The sequence below is a fragment of the Pseudomonas taiwanensis DSM 21245 genome, assembly GCF_000425785.1.
Lineage (GTDB): Bacteria > Pseudomonadota > Gammaproteobacteria > Pseudomonadales > Pseudomonadaceae > Aquipseudomonas > Aquipseudomonas taiwanensis.
In genome coordinates, this window is record NZ_AUEC01000011.1 from 68,223 (window position 1) to 88,028 (window position 19,806).

A 19,806-nucleotide genomic window follows, 5' to 3' on the forward strand; every position below is an offset into this window, starting at 1 on the left:
AAAACACTGTTTATACATACAGATCATAGCGACTGGCAAGCGTGACGGATCAGCGGTCAGACCCGATCGGCCTCAGGCCAGCCAGCACAGGACTCCAGAACACGGGCCAAGCGCTGCAGTGCTTCTGCCAGCGCGTGTGGTTGATCAGCCAGCCAGGTCAGCGCGATGTGCTGGCGATACTGCCCCGAGGCGCTGTAGCGCTGCCCGGGCATGACCTGCAATACAGGCCCGGACAAGGCACCGAGCGGCTGCGACCGATGCAGGCGGACCCACAAGGTTCGCCCGCCTTCGGGCATCTTGAACGCCACCAACGCACCCAAGTGCCGCTCGACCAGTTCGCAGAGCAGTTCCATGCGCTGGCGCCATTGCCCTTGCAACAGCGCCAGATTGGCATCGACCTCGCCCTTGGCCAACAGTTGGGCGAGCGCCAACTGGCGCAGTGGCGCCAACAGGAAGCCCCGTTGCGCAATGGCCGGGCAGAGCAACGGGTTGCGGCATAGCACATAGGCATAGGGCGCCTCGGCCCCGACACTGGCCTCCAATGATCCGAGCACCATCAACCAGCACGGGTCGACCCAGTCGCGCAGGCGCGCAGCCGGCGGTGCATCGAAGCAGTGTTCGCTATCGAGATCGTTCTCCAGCAACCACACGGGATGCTGATCGAGCAACTGGGCGATGCGCCGTTGATCGTGCTGTGGCATCAGACGCCCCAGCGGCATCCCCAGGCAGGACGGCATCACCAACATGCGCACCGACTCGCGACCGAGCAAACACGACAAACGCTCCACATCCAGGCTGCCACAGTCGCGCAGAGGCACCTCCAGCACCTGCATGTCGCAACGTTGCAAAACCTGCAGCAGACGCCAGCAGCACGGTGAAGCGACCACTACCGTGGCACCTCGCAGCGACAATGTCTCCAGTACGGTCTCCAACAGCCCCTGCACATCGGAACCCAGGTGAACATCCTCACCGCACCAGTATTGCTGGGAGGACCGGGTGTAACGCTCGGCCAAGGCGTTACGCAGCCGTATGTCGCCGGTGTTCTCCCAGGTGGACGCCGCCCGCTCCCTTTGCCGGGCCAAGCGCCGCTCGTGAGCCAGCAGCACCCGCTCCAATGCCGGGTGTGCAGGCACGGCAGGCCGGCCAAGCGTCATTCCTTGTGACACCTGAACGCCCCGCTGCGGATCGGACTGTACGAAGTACCCCGACTTGGGCACGGACACCACACGCCCTTCATGTTCCAACAAGCTGTAGGCGCTTTGCACGGTAGCCAGCGACACACGTAGCCGCCTGGAGAGATCGCGTAACGAAGGCAAGCGCCGCTCTCCGCTTTGCTGGGCATCGGCGATCAGGGCTTGGAGATAGTGATACACCGTCTGGTAGGCGAACTCGCCCCGTGGCGATCGCACCATCAGGGGGATGCCTTGCACGGCGCTGGAGTCGAATGGGGCTGGCGGCGCAGCAACCGCAATTGCACGTCGCGCCGAGCCAGGGACGTCAGTATCTGCCTGGCTGAGGGCGGTATGCGCCCCTCGTAGATCGCCCTCATCTGCGCCAAGGTCAAGCCGCTGGTATTGACCAACCAGTCTTTGACCGGTTCAGGGCACGGCTTGCCCTGCAAGGCACGATGAAGGTACGGCAAGGCGACCAGCATGTCAGGCTGCCGGCATTGGAGGTAACGCTCCAGATCACGTCCGCGGTGGGCGAATGGGCTGAACAGCGCACAGGTAAGCTGCGCCTGGCTTATGCCATAGGTCTTCGCGAATCGGGCCTGCACCGCCTCATAAGGCCGTAACAGGGAAGACGCATTGGCCAGGCGCAATGACAATCTGGGGGTATCGGGATCGATGCACTGCGCACGCATCTCATGCAAATGCGTGATGGCCAGCGGATCGAGAAACGCTCCGAGCGGCTTGCCATCGAGGTTGGATTCAAAGCGGCACCCGAGCAGTTCATCCAGTGGGTCCGAACCAGGTTGTGACACGCACAGATCATCCACGGCGATGACCCTCAGCATTGCGGGCTCCGACGCCGGTAGCTCTGGATCGCGCGCCGGGTCCAAGGCTGTCCCGGCGACAGCATGCAAGGCACCCAGGCCATCAAGCACCTCAGCCAGGCACTGGGGCATGCCGCGCAGCCCTTGCTCACCTGCTTGGCGCAAGGTCCGCCGGGCCCAGGACAGGTAACGTCGCCGCTGACGCGCAGGCATGGCGGTAAGCACCACGTCCTCGCCTTTCTGCCCGGCCAGGGCCTGGCGCAAGGCATCGGCCAACTCCAGGTGCATACGACTGCCGAGCAGGGCTTCCGGGCGTGCATCGATCATGTGACCGAACAGCAAAAGGGCATTGCGGGCCAGTGTCCAACGCTCGGCCTTGGGCGTTGGGCGACGGCTGAATGGAACCACTTCACCGCCTTCGATCATCTGCAACTGCACCCGGACGTCATCGTGCATGAACAGAGTGTTGAACAAGCGCTCGTGGCTTTCCAGCTTGTGGTTGCCAAGCGCCGGCAGGCATACAACCAGCACCCGCAACCGGAACGTTTCCGGCGCGCGCAGGGCGATGGTCAACTGGGCGGCACGCAACAGGGTCAGCAGGCGGGCACTACCGCGGTCATTGCCCTGCACCACCAACAAACGCAGAGCCCCCATGTATTCCACGCCCCCAGCGGCCACCAGAAGACGCTGAACCAGTAATTGCAAAGATGCACGCTGCGCCTGCGACATGTTGCCCAACACACGCTCGAGCACCTGTTTGTAGATATAGTGCATCGCTTGGTCGTGAATAGCACTCATGCTGTCACCTCATCAACGTTATCCGTTCGCCCCGCATGCTGAGAAAATGCATCGACGATTAGAAATTGAAGAAATTTCCTACAACTTATGGAAACAAAGAAGTGACAGATCACTGTCGCCAAGCCATTGAAAAAAAGCCATATCCCTGATGAAGGAGCGCTACCGTGCACTGCTCACCGCCTGGCCAACCCTCGCTCATTCCACGCTCCTTGCGCCAAACTATCACTGCGCCATTATCGAGCGTTGTAAAGTGAATAAAAGATACAGAGAGGGGTAAAAAAACCATTCAGCCCGTGCGTGTACACACAATGCCCATGGCTGCCGGCCAGTTCAACGGCCAACACTTTCCAGAATATTTCCCAGACAATCGGCGCACCTAGAAAGTATGTAGGAAACTTCCTTCGACAACGCCATTAAATGCCCAAAAAAAACCCGGAACGTTGTCCGGGCTTTTCGTATCGCCATTTTTCAAGGCTGCAGCATGTCCAGCGCCACACGGCCGCCGCAAGGGCATTCATCCATCAGGCGATGGGCTTCGACCACTTCACTGAAGGGGTACACCTTGATGTTCAGCGGCTTTACCAACTGGTCCGCGGTGAACTGGTTGATGTCACGCAGCGCACGCTGCAGAGCCACCTGGTCCTGACTGATGCCCAGCTCAGGCTTGCCGGTGAAGTTGCCGATGCAGTGCACGTAGAACTGGATGTTCTTGCGGAACGCCGCGCAAGCCGGGAACGGCGTCTGGTTCCCCCCCTGCAGGCCGTACAGCACCAGGCTGCCACGTGGCGCCAGGACATCGCCCAGCAGCGACATCTGCGGCCCCCCCATGCCATCGAGCACCATGTCGACCCCGCGCCCATCGGTGTACTTGCCCACCTGCATGACCAAGTCCTGCTCCTCGGTGACGATCACCTTGTCGGCACCCAGGTCCAACAGGTATTCACGTTGATCAGGATCCTTGGTGGCGGCGAACACCTTCAGCCCCAGTGCCTTGCCCAATTGCACGAATGCAGGTCCGGCACAATGGCTGGCATCGGTGATCAAGGCGGTTTGCCCGGCCTTGGCCCGGGCCAGGTCGACATAGGCGAAGTAGGCGATCAACAACGGCGTGTAATGCACGCTGGCCTGGATAGGCGTAAGGATGTCCGGGTAACGGGTGATGGCCGTGCGCGGCAGGACAATCACATCGCCGTATACCGGATGCTCGTTGGCGCTGGTGGCAGGGAAGCTGGCAACACGATCGCCGACGGCGATGTCATCGACGCCCTCACCGACTGCAGTCACAACACCCGCCATCTCGTGGCCGATCCCGGCCGGCAAGCGCGCCTGGGACGGCGCAAGGTTCTGCCGCCAAAGCACGTCGTACCAGCTAACGCCGATTGCCTCGACGCGGATCTGCACCTCACCCACAGCAGGGGACGGTTCGGCCTGCTCTTCGCATCGGAGCACATCGGCCGCACCGAACTTGTGGAAACGGATCATGCGGGACATCGCATACCTCGCCTGTTTGAACCTCTATTACCACGGACTTTATCCGGGCTTTTGCCTTTAGACCATCAGTGGCTATTAATAGTCGACATGCCTGTCATTGATTGGGCACCCCACATTCCTGTGCATTGGCCCCCGGAAATCGGTGCAGGTTAACAGCCTTTGGCCTTAAGATTCACCCCTGCCCCACTTTAGGTGAAGCGCACCGATGAATCGAAACGACCTGCGTCGCGTAGACCTCAACCTGCTGATCGTGTTCGAAACGCTGATGCACGAGCGCAGCGTGACCCGTGCCGCCGAGAAACTGTTTCTCGGCCAGCCGGCGATCAGCGCCGCCCTTTCGCGCCTGCGCAACCTGTTCGACGACCCGCTGTTCGTCCGCACTGGCCGCAGCATGGAGCCTTCCGCACGCGCCCACGAAATCTTCGCGCTGCTGTCGCCGGCGCTGGACTCGATTTCCACCGCAGTCAGCCGCGCTGCCGAATTCGACCCGGCCACCAGCAATTCGGTTTTCCGCATCGGCCTGTCCGACGATGCCGAGTTCGCCTTGCTACCGCAATTGCTCAAGCGTATCCGCGCCGAAGCGCCGGGCATCGTCCTGGTAGTACGCCGGGTCAATTACCTGTTGATGCCGACGCTGCTGGCTTCGGGAGAGATCTCGGTAGGTGTGAGCTATACCAACGAGCTCCCCGCCAATGCCAAGCGCAAGGTCCTTCGCCGCAGCAAGCCCAAGCTGCTGCGAGCCGACAGCGTGCCTGGCAGCATCACCCTGGACGATTTCTGCGCACGCCCCCACGCGCTGGTTTCCTTCGCGGGGGATCTGTCGGGCTTCATCGACGAAGCGCTGGAGGAAGTGGGCCGCAAACGCCATGTGGTCCTGGCCGTTCCGCAGTTCAACGGGCTGGGAAGCTTGTTGGCGGGGACCGATATCGTCGCCACCGTGCCGGACTACACCGCCGATGCACTGACCGCCGCCGGCGGGCTCCGGGCCGAAGACCTGCCGCTGGACGTGCGCAGCTTTGAATTGCACATGGCCTGGCGTGGGGCGCAGGACAACGATCCGGCCGAGCGCTGGCTGCGGTCGCGGATTCAGATGTTCTTCGGGGACCCTGACAGTCTTTGAAGCCTTGGGGCAGACGGGCTGTTGATAAGGATGAATGGACTGAGGGAGATTTGTGCTCCGAGCACGCCCTCCTAGGTCATGGCTCAGTCACCGTGAGCATGTCGACCAATGCGCTGTACAAATGCAAGCAGATGTAAAAAAGGTGATGGCATAACGCCTCAGCAACCGGCAAAATCCACATGTCCCCAACGGATTTAAGGACCGGTTCCGATGACATGGCCAGTCACGCTGCAACTTGACAGCGCAGCCTACCCGCTCAGCGTAGTGCAACGCGCCGCTTACTCTCTGGCCGACACCGTGGCGATCCAGATCGGTATTGAAGCGGATCAGATAAGCCTCACGGTCCTTCCCGCTGCTGCAAGGCTGACGCTTGCTTCTGAGCAGGCTCACTCGCTGATCCTCCAGCATTTGAACGACTTCGCCCTACGCGACCATATCAATCGCGAAACAGCAGGGTTGCGCGAAGTCCTTGTCCGAGCCGCACTCTCTGGCTGTGGAATTGCCCAGTGACTCTCATTGCCACTGACGCTAAGCAGTACCGCTTGCTGCCTTTTCGATTCATGCGGATGAACAATGGAAACGACCGTGACATCTTGCTCACCGCCGATACCGGGGAGTATTTGCACGTGAACGATGTGCAACTACAAGCACTCAGTCACTTCGACGTTCAAGCAGGCACGCCTCTTTACAAGGATCTGCTGGCCCGCCACTTCATCTACGAACCGGGCCGCTACGACCCGCTTCCGGTAATGGCCGCTCAGTATCGCAGCCGCAAGGACTTCCTCTTCCAGGGCCCTGCACTGCACTTGTTCGTGGTTACACTGCGCTGTAACCACACCTGTCAGTACTGCCAAGTGTCGCGGGCCCCTCTGGGTGGATCCGGCCACGACCTGTCGGAAGCGGATGCACAGGCGGCGATCGATCGCCTGTTCGAATCGAACGCTCCCGCCCTGACTGTGGAGTTTCAGGGTGGCGAGCCGCTTCTGGCCTTCGAGCGAGTCCGCCAGATTGTCGAATGGATCGTTGAACGGAACGTGGTCGAACAACGGGATATCCAGTTCGTCATCACCACCACGCTGCACCACCTGACGGAAGAAATACTCGACTTCGCAGAACAACATCGCATCCAGTTTTCGACCTCGCTCGATGGGCCAGCGCCCCTGCACAATGCCAACCGCCCTACCCCGTCACGAGACTCCTACGAACGCACTGTAAAAGGCATCCAGTGGGTCCGTGAGCGCCTAGGCCATGATGCGGTTTCCGCACTGACCACGCTGACTTCAAGAAGCCTCGAACAACCTGAAGCGATCATCGATGAGTATGTAAACCAGAGCTTCTCCAGCATCTCGCTTCGGCCTCTGAGCCCTTATGGGTTTGCCACCAAGAGTGCCCATCGACTTGATTATCCTATTGAGCAGTACGTGGCCTTTTACAAGAAAGCACTGGCCTATTTGCTGCACATCAATCAACAGGGCGTATACCTCTCTGAGAGTTATACGAGTCTGTTGCTGAAGAATATCTTGACCCCTTTCTCCTCCGGCTATGTAGACCTGCGCTCCCCTGCTGGCGCTGGTACTGCCGCGCTGGTTTACAACTATGACGGTTACGTCTATCCCTCGGACGAAGCCCGAATGTTGCTGGAAATGGGTGAGGACGGCTTGAGGCTTGGCACCGTACAACAACCCTTGTCTGAATTGCTCGCATCGCCCGTTATGAATGCGTTGCTCGCCAGTGGTGTTGCAGAGGCGCTGCCTGGCTGCTCCGATTGCGCACTTGTCCCGTACTGTGGTGCTGACCCCATCGAACACTATGCCCGCCAAGCTGATCCGATCGGACACAGAGTGTTCAGCAACTTCTGCAAGAAGAACATGGGGCTGCTGAAGCATCTTTTCGGCCTGCTTTGCGATGGCAACGACAACGTGCAGAGGGTTCTGCTGTCTTGGTTGAACAGGCGCTCTTACAACGATGTCCGGTTCCCGGGTTACAGGGGCTGAAGGCGATGCTGCGCAAAGATACCCACTTCGAAATCCATCACCTGAATGAGCCGAAACTGCTCAAAGTCATCACTCTTGATGAGTTCATCGAACAAGGCCTGGCTGTTTGTGCCGGAAGCGCTGAGTTCGGTGATCTGCTGCTTTGGTTGCCAAACGAAGAACGGCTACGGAGCCCGCATCTGCTCTCGTTACCATTGGGTGGATTCCTGATACCGGAGCCATTGATCGGCGACTTCAACAGCGCGCGGCCACATCTGCACACCCCCAGAGATGCGGATGTCGTGCAGCCCGGCGATGTCATTGCCATCACACCAGGCAACACGTTGGTGCGAGTGCTCTATCGACGAGGCTCAGACAGCAACCTGCTGTTCATGACCGATCGTTGCAACAGTGTCTGTCTAATGTGCTCGCAGCCGCCCAAAGATATCGATGACCGTTGGCACATCGAAGAGAACCTACGGCTGATCGACCTGATGGACCCGGGCGAGGAAAGTCTGGGAGTCAGCGGCGGAGAACCAACGCTTTATCGCGACGGCCTGCTCGAAATCCTGGCCAAGTGCAAAGCCATTTTGCCGCAGAAATCCATTCATGTGCTCAGCAACGGGCGTCTGTTCCACGACACGAGCTGGATCGCAGCGCTCTCTGCAATCGGCCACCCTCAGCTGAGCTGGGGTATCCCGCTGTATGCCGACAATGCCGAGGATCATGACCATGTAGTACAGGCTCCAGGCGCGTTCAGCGAAACCCTGCAAGGTCTTTACAATCTGGCGCGCGCCAAGCAGATCATCGAGGTACGCGTGGTGCTCAATCGCCTGACTACGCCACGCTTGCCAGAGCTCGCCCACTACGTGTTCAGGAACTTGCCCTTCGTGCGGCATGTTGCGCTGATGGGTATCGAAAGCACCGGCCTGGCCAGGAAGAACTACGAAGAGCTGTGGATTGACCCGGTGGACTATCAAGAATCGTTAAGCCAGGCTGTGTATTTCCTGTTCAACCGCGGAGTGCCGGTTTCGATCTACAACTTGCCTCTGTGCCTAATCCCGGCACACCTTTCGCGCTTCGCTCGCCAGAGCATCTCGGACTGGAAGAATCTGTTCATCGATACCTGCCAGCAATGCGCTGCAGTGAAACATTGTTCTGGCTTCTTCAAATCGCATACCGACCGCTGGCAGAGCCGCGGCGTACAGCGACTATCGACAGAGGCGTTTAGCGCCTATGCAAGGAGTGCACAGTGAAATTGTTCGACCGCTGGAAAGTCCTGATTAGTGGGATCAGCTTGCTGCCAATGGCTGGTACCACCCTGGCCCAGGCGGGGCATCCGCCGCTCGCCGATGTGAACTGGCAACCCAACGATATGTTACAGCCCCCGGTATTTGCCGATACGCTCAATGCGCCAGACACTGTCAACATCTATGCGGCACATCGCTCGCACAGTTCGCACCGTTCCCACAGTTCGCACAGCTCTCATCACAGCGGCTCGGGTGGCTATAGCGCACCTCGCTATTACAGCCCACCCGCTACCAGCACCCGAAGCTATAGCGCGCCGAGTGCTTCGAGCGGCACGTCCAGCAGCAACAGCCTTTATCAGTCGTCTGGCACTACGAGCGGGACTAGCTCGAGCAATTCAAAGAGCCGTGCGACCAATGAGCAGAAAAGCAACCTGATAACCCGTGTGCAGACCGCGCTGATGGTGCGCCAGTATTACCAAGGCACCATCGATGGGGTGATGGGCAAGGCGACACGTGGTGCGTTGATGGCCTTTCAGATGGACAGTGGGCTGACCGTAAATGGCCGGATGGATACGCCATCGCTGAATGCGTTGGGTATCAAGATTCCATAAGCCGCTTCAGGGTTAAAGCGTCCATTCAGCAACGAAGGAGTTATCCAATGCAGCACATCATTCAAGTCGACCACACACTCTGGGCATTGATCAGCCGCCTGAAAGGCAAGGAACTGCAAACACCGTCGCGTAGCGCCCGTTTCCGTATTACGACCGTTGATGCAAATCGCGTTGTGATTGAGACCGGATCAGAAAACTCGCAGTTGGCGCTGACTCGAGCAGCTTTTCAGCAAACGCTGGCCTACCTCGCCAGTAACAATCATTTCGGCCAAGCACAAGCTGTGGAAATCAGCTCTAACCATACCTACGAAAAAGCCGGCCCACTTTGCCGGGCGGCCCGTTACAGAGCAGAGGGTAAACCGGGCCGTACCAACATCACCTACATTCTGCCGATTCTGGAGCAGTGCCAGGCAGTCGGCATCCGGTCCACCACCCCCAACAGCACTTGGCTGCTGCCCTGAACAGCTCCTGATATCTTTACAAGGACGCCAACATGTACGCCAAAATGGACACCTTCCGCCCCAGCAGTGCCGCGTCGTTTGATCAACCCTGCAAGGTTACGATCGACATCGAGTTTATCACCGTATCCTATGACGACGCGGGGCAGACCTGGCAATACCGAGGCCAAGCAAAAGGCCCGGGGCATTACGAACTGCAAGCAGAAGGCTTCGACGGCAGAGCAACGCTGCACTGCTTCGAAGGCTCGAATGTGCTGGAAGGCACTTGGGTCGAAGACGGCGTACGCGGCATGTGGCGAATTGTCTGCCAGCCGATTGATTCGTCATTCGTGCCCACATAAATAAACTGAACTCGTGGGGGTTTGATGGGCCGCCTAGGGGTCATCCACCTCAACTGGCAGAACAGGACGTACATCAAGGCGGCCAAGTATTGCTATCCGCATGGATTTTTTTGGCGTTCGTCTACAGCCTGCCGAAAATTACGATGTCATCGTGTCGACTATTCCGCCTTTCAAGGTTGCAATGACAACCATGGCAGACACGTCAAGCAATCCCCCGCGCTGATTCGGCTGCTCAGCAGCGCTGCTTCAGAGATTAAGCCTTACTCGATGCCGCGTTAGCTCTGGTTGCTGAGCCAGCAGGACGGCAGCTTAAGACATCAGTGGATGAGTAAAGGTGCATCAGTGGCTCTCCACCGATCCATTTCTTACAGGGGCATAGAAGAGCTTAAGCGGCGGGATCTGCATCTTCCAGCCCCTGAACCTCCAAAACCAAAAAAGCCGTCGATACAGATAAATGGCTTTAAAAAGACAATGGAGGAAAGACTTTGATCTGGTATGGACTACCAATAGGACCCTATTTGTTCCTGATCAGGAGAGACCAAGATTGACCATGTAAGGATTATTCCTTACAATTCATTCTGTACATCCGGGAGAACGCTCATGCCTGCCATCCATGAAATCGCCACATTGACCTCGAAGGGGCAGATCACACTGCCCAAATCCGTTCGCCAGCTTCTGGGCATTGACACTGGTGGCAAGATTGCATTTGACGTGCGCGGGGGTGAAATCGTGGTCAGCCGTGTAGAAACCACGCATGAAGACCCTGCCATCGGTGCGTTCCTGGGTTTGCTGGAGGCTGACATCCGAGGCGGCCGCAACCTCACCACTCTGCCGGTAGACTTGGCGCAAACCATGCTCGCCAACGCAAACCACTCGGTAAACCTGGACGAAGATATCGATGGTGAGGTCGCGATCTGATGCTGCGACATGGCTGGACACTGTTGTTCCATGAAGGTGTGATTTTACAGCTACGCAAATTGCAAGAAGCCGCCGCCCGGGCCGAGCAGAACGACCCGCAAGGTTTTGAAAGTAACGCCAACGTGAAGCTGTTTCGGGCATTGAGCCATCTGATCATGGAGGCTGTGCCTGCCGACCCGGGCCGTGATGAGTTCCGCCAAGGTAACACGCTGGGCACTGCCTACCGACATTGGCGCCGTGCAAAAATCGGCAGGCGCTTTCGGCTGTTCTTTCGCTACGACTCAAGATCCAAGGTCATCGTCTATGCATGGGTCAACGACGAAAACACCCTACGCTCCGCAGGCAGCAAATCCGATCCCTACGCCATATTCGAGAAGATGCTGGGCCGCGGCAACCCTCCTGATGACTGGGATGCGCTGACTGCTGCGACGCGTAGCGACTGGGACGAGCCCAAAGCATAAATTGCGCGAGTGGGTGAGGGATTGCACCTTTGAAACCGATCCCTCCTTGTTGCGTCCACTACAATCCACTCGTAGCTGCTGTTAAAAGGGGTAAATCTGCGGGTACAAATACAATTTCCCATTCATAACCATTTGATTTATATGAATGTCCAAATGTTCTTCGGGGACCCTGACAGTCTTTAGGGCTTCGCGCATGCTTGTTAGCTGATCATTTCTGCCTTTTCCTAGATCATGTCCCTGGAAGTGGTGTAACTCACCCTGTGGCGCTACTAAGCGTCCTCCCCGCCTGTGCTTGATCAGCAGAAAACCAAGATTGACCACGCAAGGATTATTCCTTACCACTCAATTAACAGATCCGGGAGAACGCTCATGCCTGCCATCCACGAAATCGCCACGTTGACCTCGAAGGGGCAGCTCACACTGCCCAAATCCGTTCGCCAGCTGTTGGGCATAGACACTGGAGGCAAGATCGCATTCGACGTACGCGGGGGTGAAATCGTGGCCGGCGCGGCAATCTTCCTGATGACTGGGATGCGCTGACTGCTGCGACGCGTAGCGACGGGGTCGAGTTCAAAGCATAAGTTGCGCAAATGGGTGAGGGTTTGCAGGTTCTGCGCCCGCCCCGCCCCCGGTGCGTCCACTGTAATCCACTCATAGCTGCTGTCAAAAGGGGTGCATCTGGGGGTACAAAACCAGTTCCCCATTCATAACCAATGGATTTCCATGAATGGCCAAATGCTCCTCCGCGACCCGGATAGTCTCCGAGACCCCGTCTGGAAAACACCCTGGAAGCCCTTGAACACGGGGTTTCATCCACCATTGAGCCCAGGATTGGGGCACGCGCGAGTTACCAATCCCTCATTGTTCATGCCCCCCTCCAGCCGCGTCGCCACTGCCATCGCCACCTCGATGAAAACCCGCACTGCGGCACTCTGATAGGCCCCCTTGCGACGCACCAGCGCAGCGGTGCGCTGTAAGCGCACTGGCTCGAGCGCGATGGCCACCAAACCCTCATGGGCCAGTGCAATGTTGGCGGGAAGCAAGGTCGACAGTGTGGTCCGACGGACGATCTCGATGACCGCGCTGATGGTGTTGGCCTCCATCCGTACCTGCGGCTGAATGACGTGTTGCTGGCAGAATCGGTCGATCTGCTCACGAGTAGCGAACTCCGGACTGAGCAGCACCAGCGACTGCGCGCTCAGTGCCTCCAGCCCGATGGAACGCGCCGTGGCCAGCGAGTGCCGCTCGTTGACCACCAGCGCCAGCGTCTCGACCAGCAGCGGACGGGCTTCGACATCGTGGGCCTGTACGTCCTCGAACGCGATCCCCACATCCAGCAGATCCGCGAGCAGCAGCTCCTCCATGCGCTCCTGGGAGAGTTCACGTACGTCCAAGGTGATAGACGGGTAACGGCTGTGAAAGGCTTCGACCAAGGGGCCCACGAGGTAGGTGGTGAAGGTTGGCGTGACCGCCACCCGCAGCGAACCCCGGCTGAGGTCGCTGACATCGTGTATGGCGCGCTTGGCCTCCTGCAGCTCTTGAGCTGCCCGGCGTGCATAGCGCAGGTAGACCTCACCCGCATCGGTCAGCCGCGTCGTACGCCCCGACCGGTCGAACAGCTGTGCGCCAAGGCTTTCCTCCAACTGCCTGACCTGCTGCGACAGGGCCGGCTGGGATACATGCAAGGCCGCCGCGGCCCGCGTGAAGCTCAGATGCTCCGCCACGGCGAGGAAGTACTGGATGTGTCGGGCAAGCATGACCACTCACATAAGATTATCTGATCCATTCGATAATAAATGAGACTTTTACCTTATGCCATCTGCTCCGTAACCTTTGCCTCACACACCGCGAGACCGAGGCAACAGCCATGAAAGACATCATTGATGGGTTCCTGAAGTTCCAGCGAAACGCCTTCCCGCAGCGGGTCAAATTGTTCAAGGACCTGGCCACCCAGCAAAACCCACGAGCGCTGTTCATCTCCTGCTCCGACAGCCGTCTGGTGCCGGAACTGGTGACCCAGCGTGAGCCAGGCGACCTCTTCGTCATCCGCAATGCCGGCAATATCGTGCCGTCCTACGGACCTGAACCAGGCGGTGTATCCGCCTCGGTCGAGTATGCGGTGGCGGCGCTCAAGGTCGCGGACATCGTGATCTGTGGCCACTCTGACTGCGGCGCCATGACCGCCATCGCCACCTGCAAATGCCTGGACCACATGCCCGCCGTCGCCGGTTGGCTGCGCTATGCCGACTCCGCCCGGGTGGTCAATGAAGCCCGTCACCATGAAGACCAGCACGGCAAGGTCAGGGCCATGGTGCGTGAAAACGTCATCGCGCAACTGGCCAACATCCAAACCCATCCGTCGGTCCGCCTCGCCCTCGAAGAGGGCCGCGTCACCCTGCACGGCTGGATCTACGACATCGAGAGCGGCCGTATCGACGCATTCGATGGCAGCACCGGCAAATTCGTGCCCCTCGCGGATAACCCGCAGGTACACGCTGTTTCCCATCCACCCAAGCACGTTGCCTGAATACGGCTATCCACCCTAGGAGAAAACGCCATGATCCAGACCCAAGCCACCCAAAGTGTTCGCCAGGCCCTGACCGAAGTCATCCTTATGGCCAAGGCCCGCAAAGACCTGTCGTATGCCCAGATCACCGAGGGCACCGGCCTGTCCGAAGCGTTCGTCACCGCCGCGCTACTGGGCCAGCACCCGCTGCCCGCCAGCGCAGCGCAAGTGGTCGGCGACAAGCTCGGCCTTGACGCCGATGGCATTGCCCTGTTGCAGACCATACCGGTGCGCGGCTGCATGGAACGCGGTGTACCCACCGACCCTACCATCTACCGCTTCTACGAGATGCTCCAGGTCTACGGCACCACACTCAAGGCGTTGGTACACGAGAAGTTCGGTGACGGCATCATCAGCGCCATCAACTTCAAGCTGGACGTCAAGAAGGTCGAAGATCCGGAAGGCGGCTCCCGCGCGGTGATCACGCTCGATGGCAAGTACCTGCCGACCAAACCGTTCTAATTCCACGGTAAACGGCCCGACGCCGGGCGGCGTCTGGGCCCCTCCTCCAGGACAGGTAAACATCGATGAAAGCATTACTGACTCTGCTTCTTTGCGGCCTTTGCTCCCTGGCGATGGCAGAGGAGCCGTCGGCCGACACCGGGCATATCCCAGTCGAGCCATACAGCTATTCCCACCCCCTGGATATTGCCCGGGTCGTCTCCCTCAGCAGTGTCCCAGATGTCTGCGAAGTCGTGCCCGCGCGCATGACTTATGACGACTCCCATGGCCATCGACACATTGTTGAGTACCGCGTCTTGGGCAATGGGTGCTCCAACAACTGATGCACAACTGATCGCGGCTCTCGCTGACAACTTCCGTCAGTTGCAGCGCCAGCCCCTCTTCCCCGCGCTGACCTGCTGGAGAAAGTCAGCGATACCGGCGGAGCAAAAAAATCGTCTCATGCCAACTGGATGAATACCGCATAGGCGCCGAGGATCACCCAGAACACCAGAAATATCCATGGCGTGCGCAGAGAGAACAACAGCGACTTACGGTGCCCGACCTGTAAAGTTTCCGCCTCGCTGAACAGCGGCGATTCGTCATAGGCCAGACCCATCAATGGCTCGCTGCGCAGCAGATTGCTCTGTTTCAATTGCCAGTGTTCGATGATCTTGTAGGCCGCGCGAATACCCGGCCAGGCATTGAGCGAGCTCAATACGCCCAGCAGGGCGAGAAATGGAGGGACGAGCAAGGTGAACATCTCGCCCCAGCTTTGGTTGAGGTTGCCCATCGACGATACGAAGGCGATCACCAGAAACGACTGGGCGGCAAGATAGGCGTCAGTGCGGTTGGCGAGAATGCTGGTCTCGTATTGGATTTCGCAACGATAGAAATCCAACCGTTCCTTGGGTGACCCGAACATGCGGGCGTTGTGCTCACTGATTTCGTGTTCAGGAGTGGTCGGGGTGATGATTCGCGGCACGCGCTGGCTCCTGGGCATTGACCGTTCGTGTCCGGTAGATGCGGCTGAAGCAACAAAGATTCAGTGCAATCGAGTCAGGTCATCGACGACGAACCCATACCGCAGCCAGTACACCCAATAGCCGGTGCGCTGATCATCCGCATTGAACCTTGCCGCTTGCGCCCTGCTCCACTGCTGGCAGCCGTAACTTTTCCCAGCCGTGAAGAGGTGCCCCATGAACGCAATCGAATTGTTGATCCAAGACCATCAACTGGTGAAGAAACTGCTTGAAGAGTTGTCCTCGACGACCGAGCGCGCGGTGAAGAAGCGTGCCGAACTGCTTGCGCGGATCAAGCAGGAGGTCAGCATCCATACGACCCTCGAGGAGCAGATCCTGTACCCGGCGATCAAGCAGGCAGGCGGCAAGGAAGAAGCAAAGATGTACTACGAAGCCAAGGAGGAGCACCGCACCGTCGACTCATTGGTCCTCCCCGACCTGTTGCAGACCGACACCGGCACGGTTGAATTCGCCGGTCGGGTAAAGGTGATGAAGGAATTGCTGGAGCATCATATCGAGGAAGAGGAAAGCGACCTCTTCCCGACAGCCCGAAAGCTGCTGGGCAAGACGGCGCTGGAAGAAATGGGCCAGGCCATGGAGGCGCAGAAAAAACTACTCAAGGGCGAGCTACGCGCCGCCTGATAAAGCAACCTGCGCGCCTCCCCGGCGCGCAGGTTTGACCGTCGGGGAAGCCCCAAGGAAGACGCGATGGCCCAATGGCGTCCGTCCGTCGATCTCGATGCACCCTTGCCCAAGCCAGCAGGACCAACAGAAGGTGAACATACCCAAAAAAGGACCATCACCATGAACGTCATGAAGCCCCATTCACTGATGCTCGCGCTGTACCTGGGCGCCTGCCCACCCTGGGCCCTTGCTGCCCCTGACAGCCAAGATCAACCGCGCACGCACAGCCAGGACCACAGGCAAATGGACGACCGGGGACGAGCCACAGGGTCCGGCACCCCTGCGGATGGCATGGGCACCGGGTCGGGTGGAACCGACAGTAATGACACCGACCGCACTGGCGGCGACGGCACCACCCACGACTCAAGCCAGGGGTCTGGCACCGATGGTTCTAGAAGCAATGACACAGGGACTGACAAAGATAACGGCGCAGGTTCCGGCAGCGGCGGTACGGGTGGTAACGGTGGCTAAAGAATCGCCATGACGACCCAGGCATTGCAGCGGCCAAGCGGTGATTCGAGCCAAGAGCGCTTCTACGGTACTGTTCTCCATCATCTTGTGCCCGTACATTGGCGCCACGGCGCCAACTGCGTTGTCGTGCCGCCTGTGCAGCTGCTTGCGATTGCGCCTCCCCACCAGCGCCGGCATTGCCGGTGAATACACAGGCATCACTCCGCCGCTCAGGAGTTCACCCCAGCACGCTAACGGGGTTAGGTCGACCTGACCATCGATAGCTCGCTCTGGATTGGCGCAGCACTGGGCGCGATGGGCGCAGTGGTCCTTGGCCTTGGTACTCACCGACGTTGTGGGGTGTCGCAGCCGACCGGCGCTCGCTCAAGCACATCGCCCCGGCCGCTTCGCAGGTCAGCGACAATTGAGCGGTGCCGCGCCGGCGGTGGGTTTTTCCTGGGGCTGAACCAATGACTGGGCGAGCAAGCGCATCGGTTGAGCAGGCTCGCCCCACCGCATCACCAAAGCGCAATATCGTAGGTCAGGTAAATCCGATTACTGTCGCGACCGCGCGAGAAATCAGAACGGTAGACATAGTTGCGCAGTTTCACGCCCAACCCTTTGATAGGCCCGGATTGCACCACGTAGGCAAGCTCTACGTCTCGCTCCCATTCGCTGATCCCTGCGTCAGCGGAGCGACCATTGTCGCCGCTCAGGTAGCGTGCCATGAAGGTGAGGCCCGGGATACCGGCCGCCGCAAAGTTGTAGGCATAGCTCGCCATCCAGGTTTTCTCTTCCTCCTCGATGAACTTGCCAATACCAACGTTACTGAACGAGTAGACCGTCGCACCGCTGATGTACGGCAATCCCGCGTCGCCATCGAGGACCTGGTACCCGGCACCAACGGTATGCCCGCTGTGGGCGTAGGAAACCTGACCGCTGAACATGTCGTTGTCGATCTTGCCACCGTAGGCGGCCCCGCTGTCGCGGCTCTTGAAATAGCGCAGGTCGGTGGTGAACACACCGCCGGCCAACGGCAGGTCGTGTACCAGCCCGGCATAGTCCTGGCGGTAGAAGTCCTCGAGCTGCCCATGGAAATAGCTCACGCGCAGCTGCTTGCTGATGGCGTAGTCGGCACCTGCGAAGCTGAAATCGCCAGACTCGTCGCCACCATAGCCATCGAGGTACAGGCCTGTACTGTCGGAGGAGTCGCGCTGCTTGAAGCGGTCCAGGTGGCCGGCAGTCAGGGTCAGGCCGTCGATGTCGTTGCTGGTCAGTTGCGTGCCCTGGTAGGTCTGCGGCAGCAACCGCGCGTCGTTATAGACCAGCACCGGCGTCTTGGGCAGCAAGGTGCCATGCTTGACCACGGTCTGGCCCAGGCGCGCCTTGGCGGTCACACCGGCACTGGCGAACTCGTCGGCGGCGCGACCATCGTCATGCACCGGCAGCAAGCCCGTACCGCTGCGTCCGCGCCCCGAATCGAGCCGTACACCGACAAGCCCCAGGGCATCGAGCCCCAGGCCGAGCGGGCCTTGAGTGAACCCTGATTGGTAGTCGAGCAGGAACCCCTGCGCCCATTCCACCCGCTCGCTCTTGGCGTTCGCGGCAGCACGGGCGCTCATGCCCTGATCGTCGCGGAAGTTTTCGTTGAAATAGACGTTGCGCAGCTGCAGTTTGAGCTTGCTGTCGTCGATGAATCCGGAAGCGCCGGCAACAGGCAGCCAGCCGCAGAGCAGGCCACAGGTGGCCCCACGGAAAACAGCTCGGGACATGATCGGTACTCTTTTGTTGTTCTTGGATAGAGTTGGGCGCCACGGGCGCCCGGTGCAGATCAGACGAAGAAGGACAAGGCTCCGGTGAGCAATGCCAGCGCGGTGATGACCAACGACGTCAGCACCGCCCATTTCACGGTGGCTTTCTGGAAGTCGCCGATATCGCGATCGACCATGCCCACCAACAGCAGGGTCGAGGCCACCAATGGGCTCATCAGGTGCACCGGCTGCCCCAGCACCGAGGCGCGGGCAATTTCAACCGGGTCGATGCCATAGGCCGCAGCCGCGTTGGCAAGGATCGGCACCACGCCGAAGTAGTAGGCGTCGTTGGACAGCACGAAGGTCAACGGCATGCTGGTCACCGCCACCACCAGCGGGAACCAGTGGCTCCAGGCCTCGGGAATCCAGTCGACCAGGGTCTGCGCCAGGGCATCGACCATCTTGGTACCGGAGAAGATGCCAGCGAAGATCCCCGCGGCGAAAACCAGCAGGACCACGGTCATGGCGTTGCCTGAGTGGGCGAGGATGCGCTCTTTCTGAAGTTCCAGCTGCGGATAGTTGATCATCAGCGCCGCAACGAAACCGATCATGAACAGCAGCGCGGAATGCATGACGCCCAACACCAGGGCGGTCATCACCGCAATCACCAGCGCCAGGTTCACATACGCCAGCCGAGGACGCTTGTGCGGGTTGTCGCCGAGGATTTCCTTGATATAGCAGTTGCCACCACCGGACTCCAGGGCAATGTTGCCGATCCGGCGACGCTCGGCACGACCGAGCAGGTAGGCGGTGAACACCACCCAGACAGCGCCACCGATCACGGTCGGCAGCATTGGAATGAAGTATTCGGTCGCATCCAGTCCGAGCGCAGCGATGGCTCGAGTAGCCGGGCCTCCCCAAGGGCTCATGCCACTCATGATGCTCAACGACAGCATCGACACCGTGGCCAGGATCATCGGATTCATGCCAATGCGCTTGTACAACGGCAGCATTGCCGCGCAGGTGATCATGTAAGTGGTGGTGCCGTCGCCATCGAGTGCTACCAGCAACGACAACAGCGCGGTACCAATGGCGATCTTGATCGGGTCGCCATTGACGCGCTTGAGAATCTTGCGGATCAGCGGGTCGAAAAGACCGGCATCGATCATCAGGCCGAAGAACAGAATCGCGAACAGCAACAGTGCTGCCGATGGCGCCACCATCTTCAAGCCATCGAGCATCATCTTGCCCAGTTCGGGGGCAAAGCCACCGATCACCGCGAAAACGATGGGTACCACGGTGAGCGCAACGATCGGCGACAGGCGTTTACTCATGATCAGGTAGGTGAAGGTCACCACCATGATCAGGCCCAGGAGTGCGAGCATGGTTTTTTCTCTTGTTTTTATTCTATTGCGGCCATCGCCAAGGCAGACGGCCCCCTACCCCACTCGACATCACTGGGATGTTGAGTGGGA

The 19,806-nt window shown here is 59.3% G+C and carries 21 protein-coding genes and 1 pseudogene; 15 read left to right on the plus strand and 7 right to left on the minus strand.

Annotated elements, in window-relative coordinates; all coding sequences use genetic code 11:
- Positions 1-56: 56 nt before the first annotated feature.
- The 3 genes from H620_RS25465 to H620_RS0103110 form a co-directional block, all read right to left on the minus strand.
- Positions 57-1,412, minus strand: a complete 1,356-nt coding sequence (locus H620_RS25465) for an aminotransferase class I/II-fold pyridoxal phosphate-dependent enzyme (RefSeq protein WP_023380876.1) — start codon at positions 1,410-1,412, stop codon at positions 57-59.
- Positions 1,412-2,794, minus strand: a complete 1,383-nt coding sequence (locus tag H620_RS0103105) for a hypothetical protein (RefSeq protein WP_027906700.1) — start codon at positions 2,792-2,794, stop codon at positions 1,412-1,414. The genes H620_RS25465 and H620_RS0103105 overlap by 1 nt, the downstream gene beginning before the upstream one ends.
- Positions 2,795-3,262: 468 nt before the next feature.
- A complete protein-coding gene (locus tag H620_RS0103110) occupies positions 3,263-4,285 on the minus strand; it encodes a zinc-dependent alcohol dehydrogenase family protein (RefSeq protein ID WP_027906701.1) in 1,023 nt (340 codons plus the stop codon).
- 205 nt (positions 4,286-4,490) lie between these two features.
- Here H620_RS0103110 and H620_RS0103115 point away from each other — a divergent pair, with 205 nt between their 5' ends.
- The 10 genes and pseudogenes from H620_RS0103115 to H620_RS25470 all read left to right on the plus strand — a co-directional run.
- Positions 4,491-5,405: a LysR family transcriptional regulator gene (locus tag H620_RS0103115; protein ID WP_023380879.1), complete on the plus strand. Its 915-nt coding sequence runs from the start codon at positions 4,491-4,493 to the stop codon at positions 5,403-5,405.
- 210 nt (positions 5,406-5,615) lie between these two features.
- Positions 5,616-5,915: a His-Xaa-Ser system protein HxsD gene (gene hxsD / locus H620_RS0103120; protein WP_027906702.1), complete on the plus strand. Its 300-nt coding sequence runs from the start codon at positions 5,616-5,618 to the stop codon at positions 5,913-5,915.
- Complete coding sequence (gene hxsB / locus H620_RS0103125) at positions 5,912-7,399, plus strand: His-Xaa-Ser system radical SAM maturase HxsB (RefSeq protein WP_023380881.1); 1,488 nt, start codon at positions 5,912-5,914, stop codon at positions 7,397-7,399. The genes hxsD and hxsB overlap by 4 nt, the downstream gene beginning before the upstream one ends.
- Positions 7,400-7,404: 5 nt before the next feature.
- The gene (gene hxsC / locus H620_RS0103130; RefSeq protein WP_023380882.1) at positions 7,405-8,634 is read left to right on the plus strand and encodes a His-Xaa-Ser system radical SAM maturase HxsC; all 1,230 of its coding nucleotides are present in this window, start codon (positions 7,405-7,407) and stop codon (positions 8,632-8,634) included.
- Positions 8,631-9,239: a His-Xaa-Ser repeat protein HxsA gene (hxsA, locus tag H620_RS0103135; RefSeq protein ID WP_023380883.1), complete on the plus strand. Its 609-nt coding sequence runs from the start codon at positions 8,631-8,633 to the stop codon at positions 9,237-9,239. The genes hxsC and hxsA overlap by 4 nt, the downstream gene beginning before the upstream one ends.
- Positions 9,240-9,286: 47 nt before the next feature.
- The gene (locus H620_RS0103140) at positions 9,287-9,700 is read left to right on the plus strand and encodes a hypothetical protein (RefSeq protein ID WP_023380884.1); all 414 of its coding nucleotides are present in this window, start codon (positions 9,287-9,289) and stop codon (positions 9,698-9,700) included.
- Between the two features lie 32 nt (positions 9,701-9,732).
- Positions 9,733-10,038, plus strand: coding sequence for a hypothetical protein (locus H620_RS0103145; RefSeq protein WP_023380885.1), 306 nt, complete (start codon positions 9,733-9,735; stop codon positions 10,036-10,038).
- A 600-nt stretch (positions 10,039-10,638) separates the two neighbouring features.
- A complete protein-coding gene (locus H620_RS0103150; RefSeq protein WP_023380886.1) occupies positions 10,639-10,956 on the plus strand; it encodes a type II toxin-antitoxin system PrlF family antitoxin in 318 nt (105 codons plus the stop codon).
- Positions 10,956-11,417, plus strand: coding sequence for a type II toxin-antitoxin system YhaV family toxin (locus tag H620_RS0103155; RefSeq protein ID WP_023380887.1), 462 nt, complete (start codon positions 10,956-10,958; stop codon positions 11,415-11,417). The genes H620_RS0103150 and H620_RS0103155 overlap by 1 nt, the downstream gene beginning before the upstream one ends.
- Before the next feature lie 369 nt (positions 11,418-11,786).
- Positions 11,787-11,918 (plus strand): annotated as a pseudogene (locus H620_RS25470) (AbrB/MazE/SpoVT family DNA-binding domain-containing protein); the annotation flags it as partial.
- A 308-nt stretch (positions 11,919-12,226) separates the two neighbouring features.
- On the opposite strand, the gene cynR reads toward H620_RS25470, so the two are convergent.
- Positions 12,227-13,174, minus strand: a complete 948-nt coding sequence (cynR, locus tag H620_RS25475; RefSeq protein WP_023380890.1) for a transcriptional regulator CynR — start codon at positions 13,172-13,174, stop codon at positions 12,227-12,229.
- A 110-nt stretch (positions 13,175-13,284) separates the two neighbouring features.
- Here cynR and H620_RS0103175 point away from each other — a divergent pair, with 110 nt between their 5' ends.
- The 3 genes from H620_RS0103175 to H620_RS26205 all read left to right on the plus strand — a co-directional run bounded on the left by H620_RS0103175 (position 13,285) and on the right by H620_RS26205 (position 14,768).
- Positions 13,285-13,944, plus strand: coding sequence for a carbonic anhydrase (locus H620_RS0103175; RefSeq protein WP_023380891.1), 660 nt, complete (start codon positions 13,285-13,287; stop codon positions 13,942-13,944).
- 30 nt (positions 13,945-13,974) lie between these two features.
- Positions 13,975-14,445 carry a cyanase gene (cynS, locus tag H620_RS0103180; protein ID WP_023380892.1) on the plus strand — a complete coding sequence of 157 codons (471 nt, stop codon included), beginning with the start codon at positions 13,975-13,977 and terminating at the stop codon, positions 14,443-14,445.
- A 65-nt stretch (positions 14,446-14,510) separates the two neighbouring features.
- Positions 14,511-14,768, plus strand: a complete 258-nt coding sequence (locus tag H620_RS26205) for a DUF2790 domain-containing protein (RefSeq protein WP_081669618.1) — start codon at positions 14,511-14,513, stop codon at positions 14,766-14,768.
- Positions 14,769-14,884: 116 nt separating this feature from the next.
- Here the strand turns inward: H620_RS26205 and H620_RS0103190 are convergent, their stop codons facing one another.
- Positions 14,885-15,409: a hypothetical protein gene (locus H620_RS0103190; RefSeq protein ID WP_027906704.1), complete on the minus strand. Its 525-nt coding sequence runs from the start codon at positions 15,407-15,409 to the stop codon at positions 14,885-14,887.
- A 214-nt stretch (positions 15,410-15,623) separates the two neighbouring features.
- On the opposite strand from H620_RS0103190, the gene H620_RS0103200 reads away from it, so the two are divergent.
- Together H620_RS0103200 and H620_RS0103205 are read left to right on the plus strand one after the other, a co-directional pair.
- Positions 15,624-16,088: a PA2171 family ribosome-binding persister protein gene (locus H620_RS0103200; RefSeq protein ID WP_023380895.1), complete on the plus strand. Its 465-nt coding sequence runs from the start codon at positions 15,624-15,626 to the stop codon at positions 16,086-16,088.
- A 162-nt stretch (positions 16,089-16,250) separates the two neighbouring features.
- Positions 16,251-16,601, plus strand: a complete 351-nt coding sequence (locus H620_RS0103205; protein WP_023380896.1) for a hypothetical protein — start codon at positions 16,251-16,253, stop codon at positions 16,599-16,601.
- A gap of 497 nt (positions 16,602-17,098) precedes the next feature.
- On the opposite strand, the gene H620_RS0103210 is transcribed toward H620_RS0103205, so the two are convergent.
- Both H620_RS0103210 and H620_RS0103215 read right to left on the minus strand, forming a co-directional pair.
- Positions 17,099-18,352: an OprD family porin gene (locus tag H620_RS0103210; protein ID WP_027906705.1), complete on the minus strand. Its 1,254-nt coding sequence runs from the start codon at positions 18,350-18,352 to the stop codon at positions 17,099-17,101.
- 59 nt (positions 18,353-18,411) lie between these two features.
- Positions 18,412-19,716 carry a CitMHS family transporter gene (locus H620_RS0103215; RefSeq protein WP_023380898.1) on the minus strand — a complete coding sequence of 435 codons (1,305 nt, stop codon included), beginning with the start codon at positions 19,714-19,716 and terminating at the stop codon, positions 18,412-18,414.
- Between the last annotated feature and the right edge of the window lie 90 nt (positions 19,717-19,806).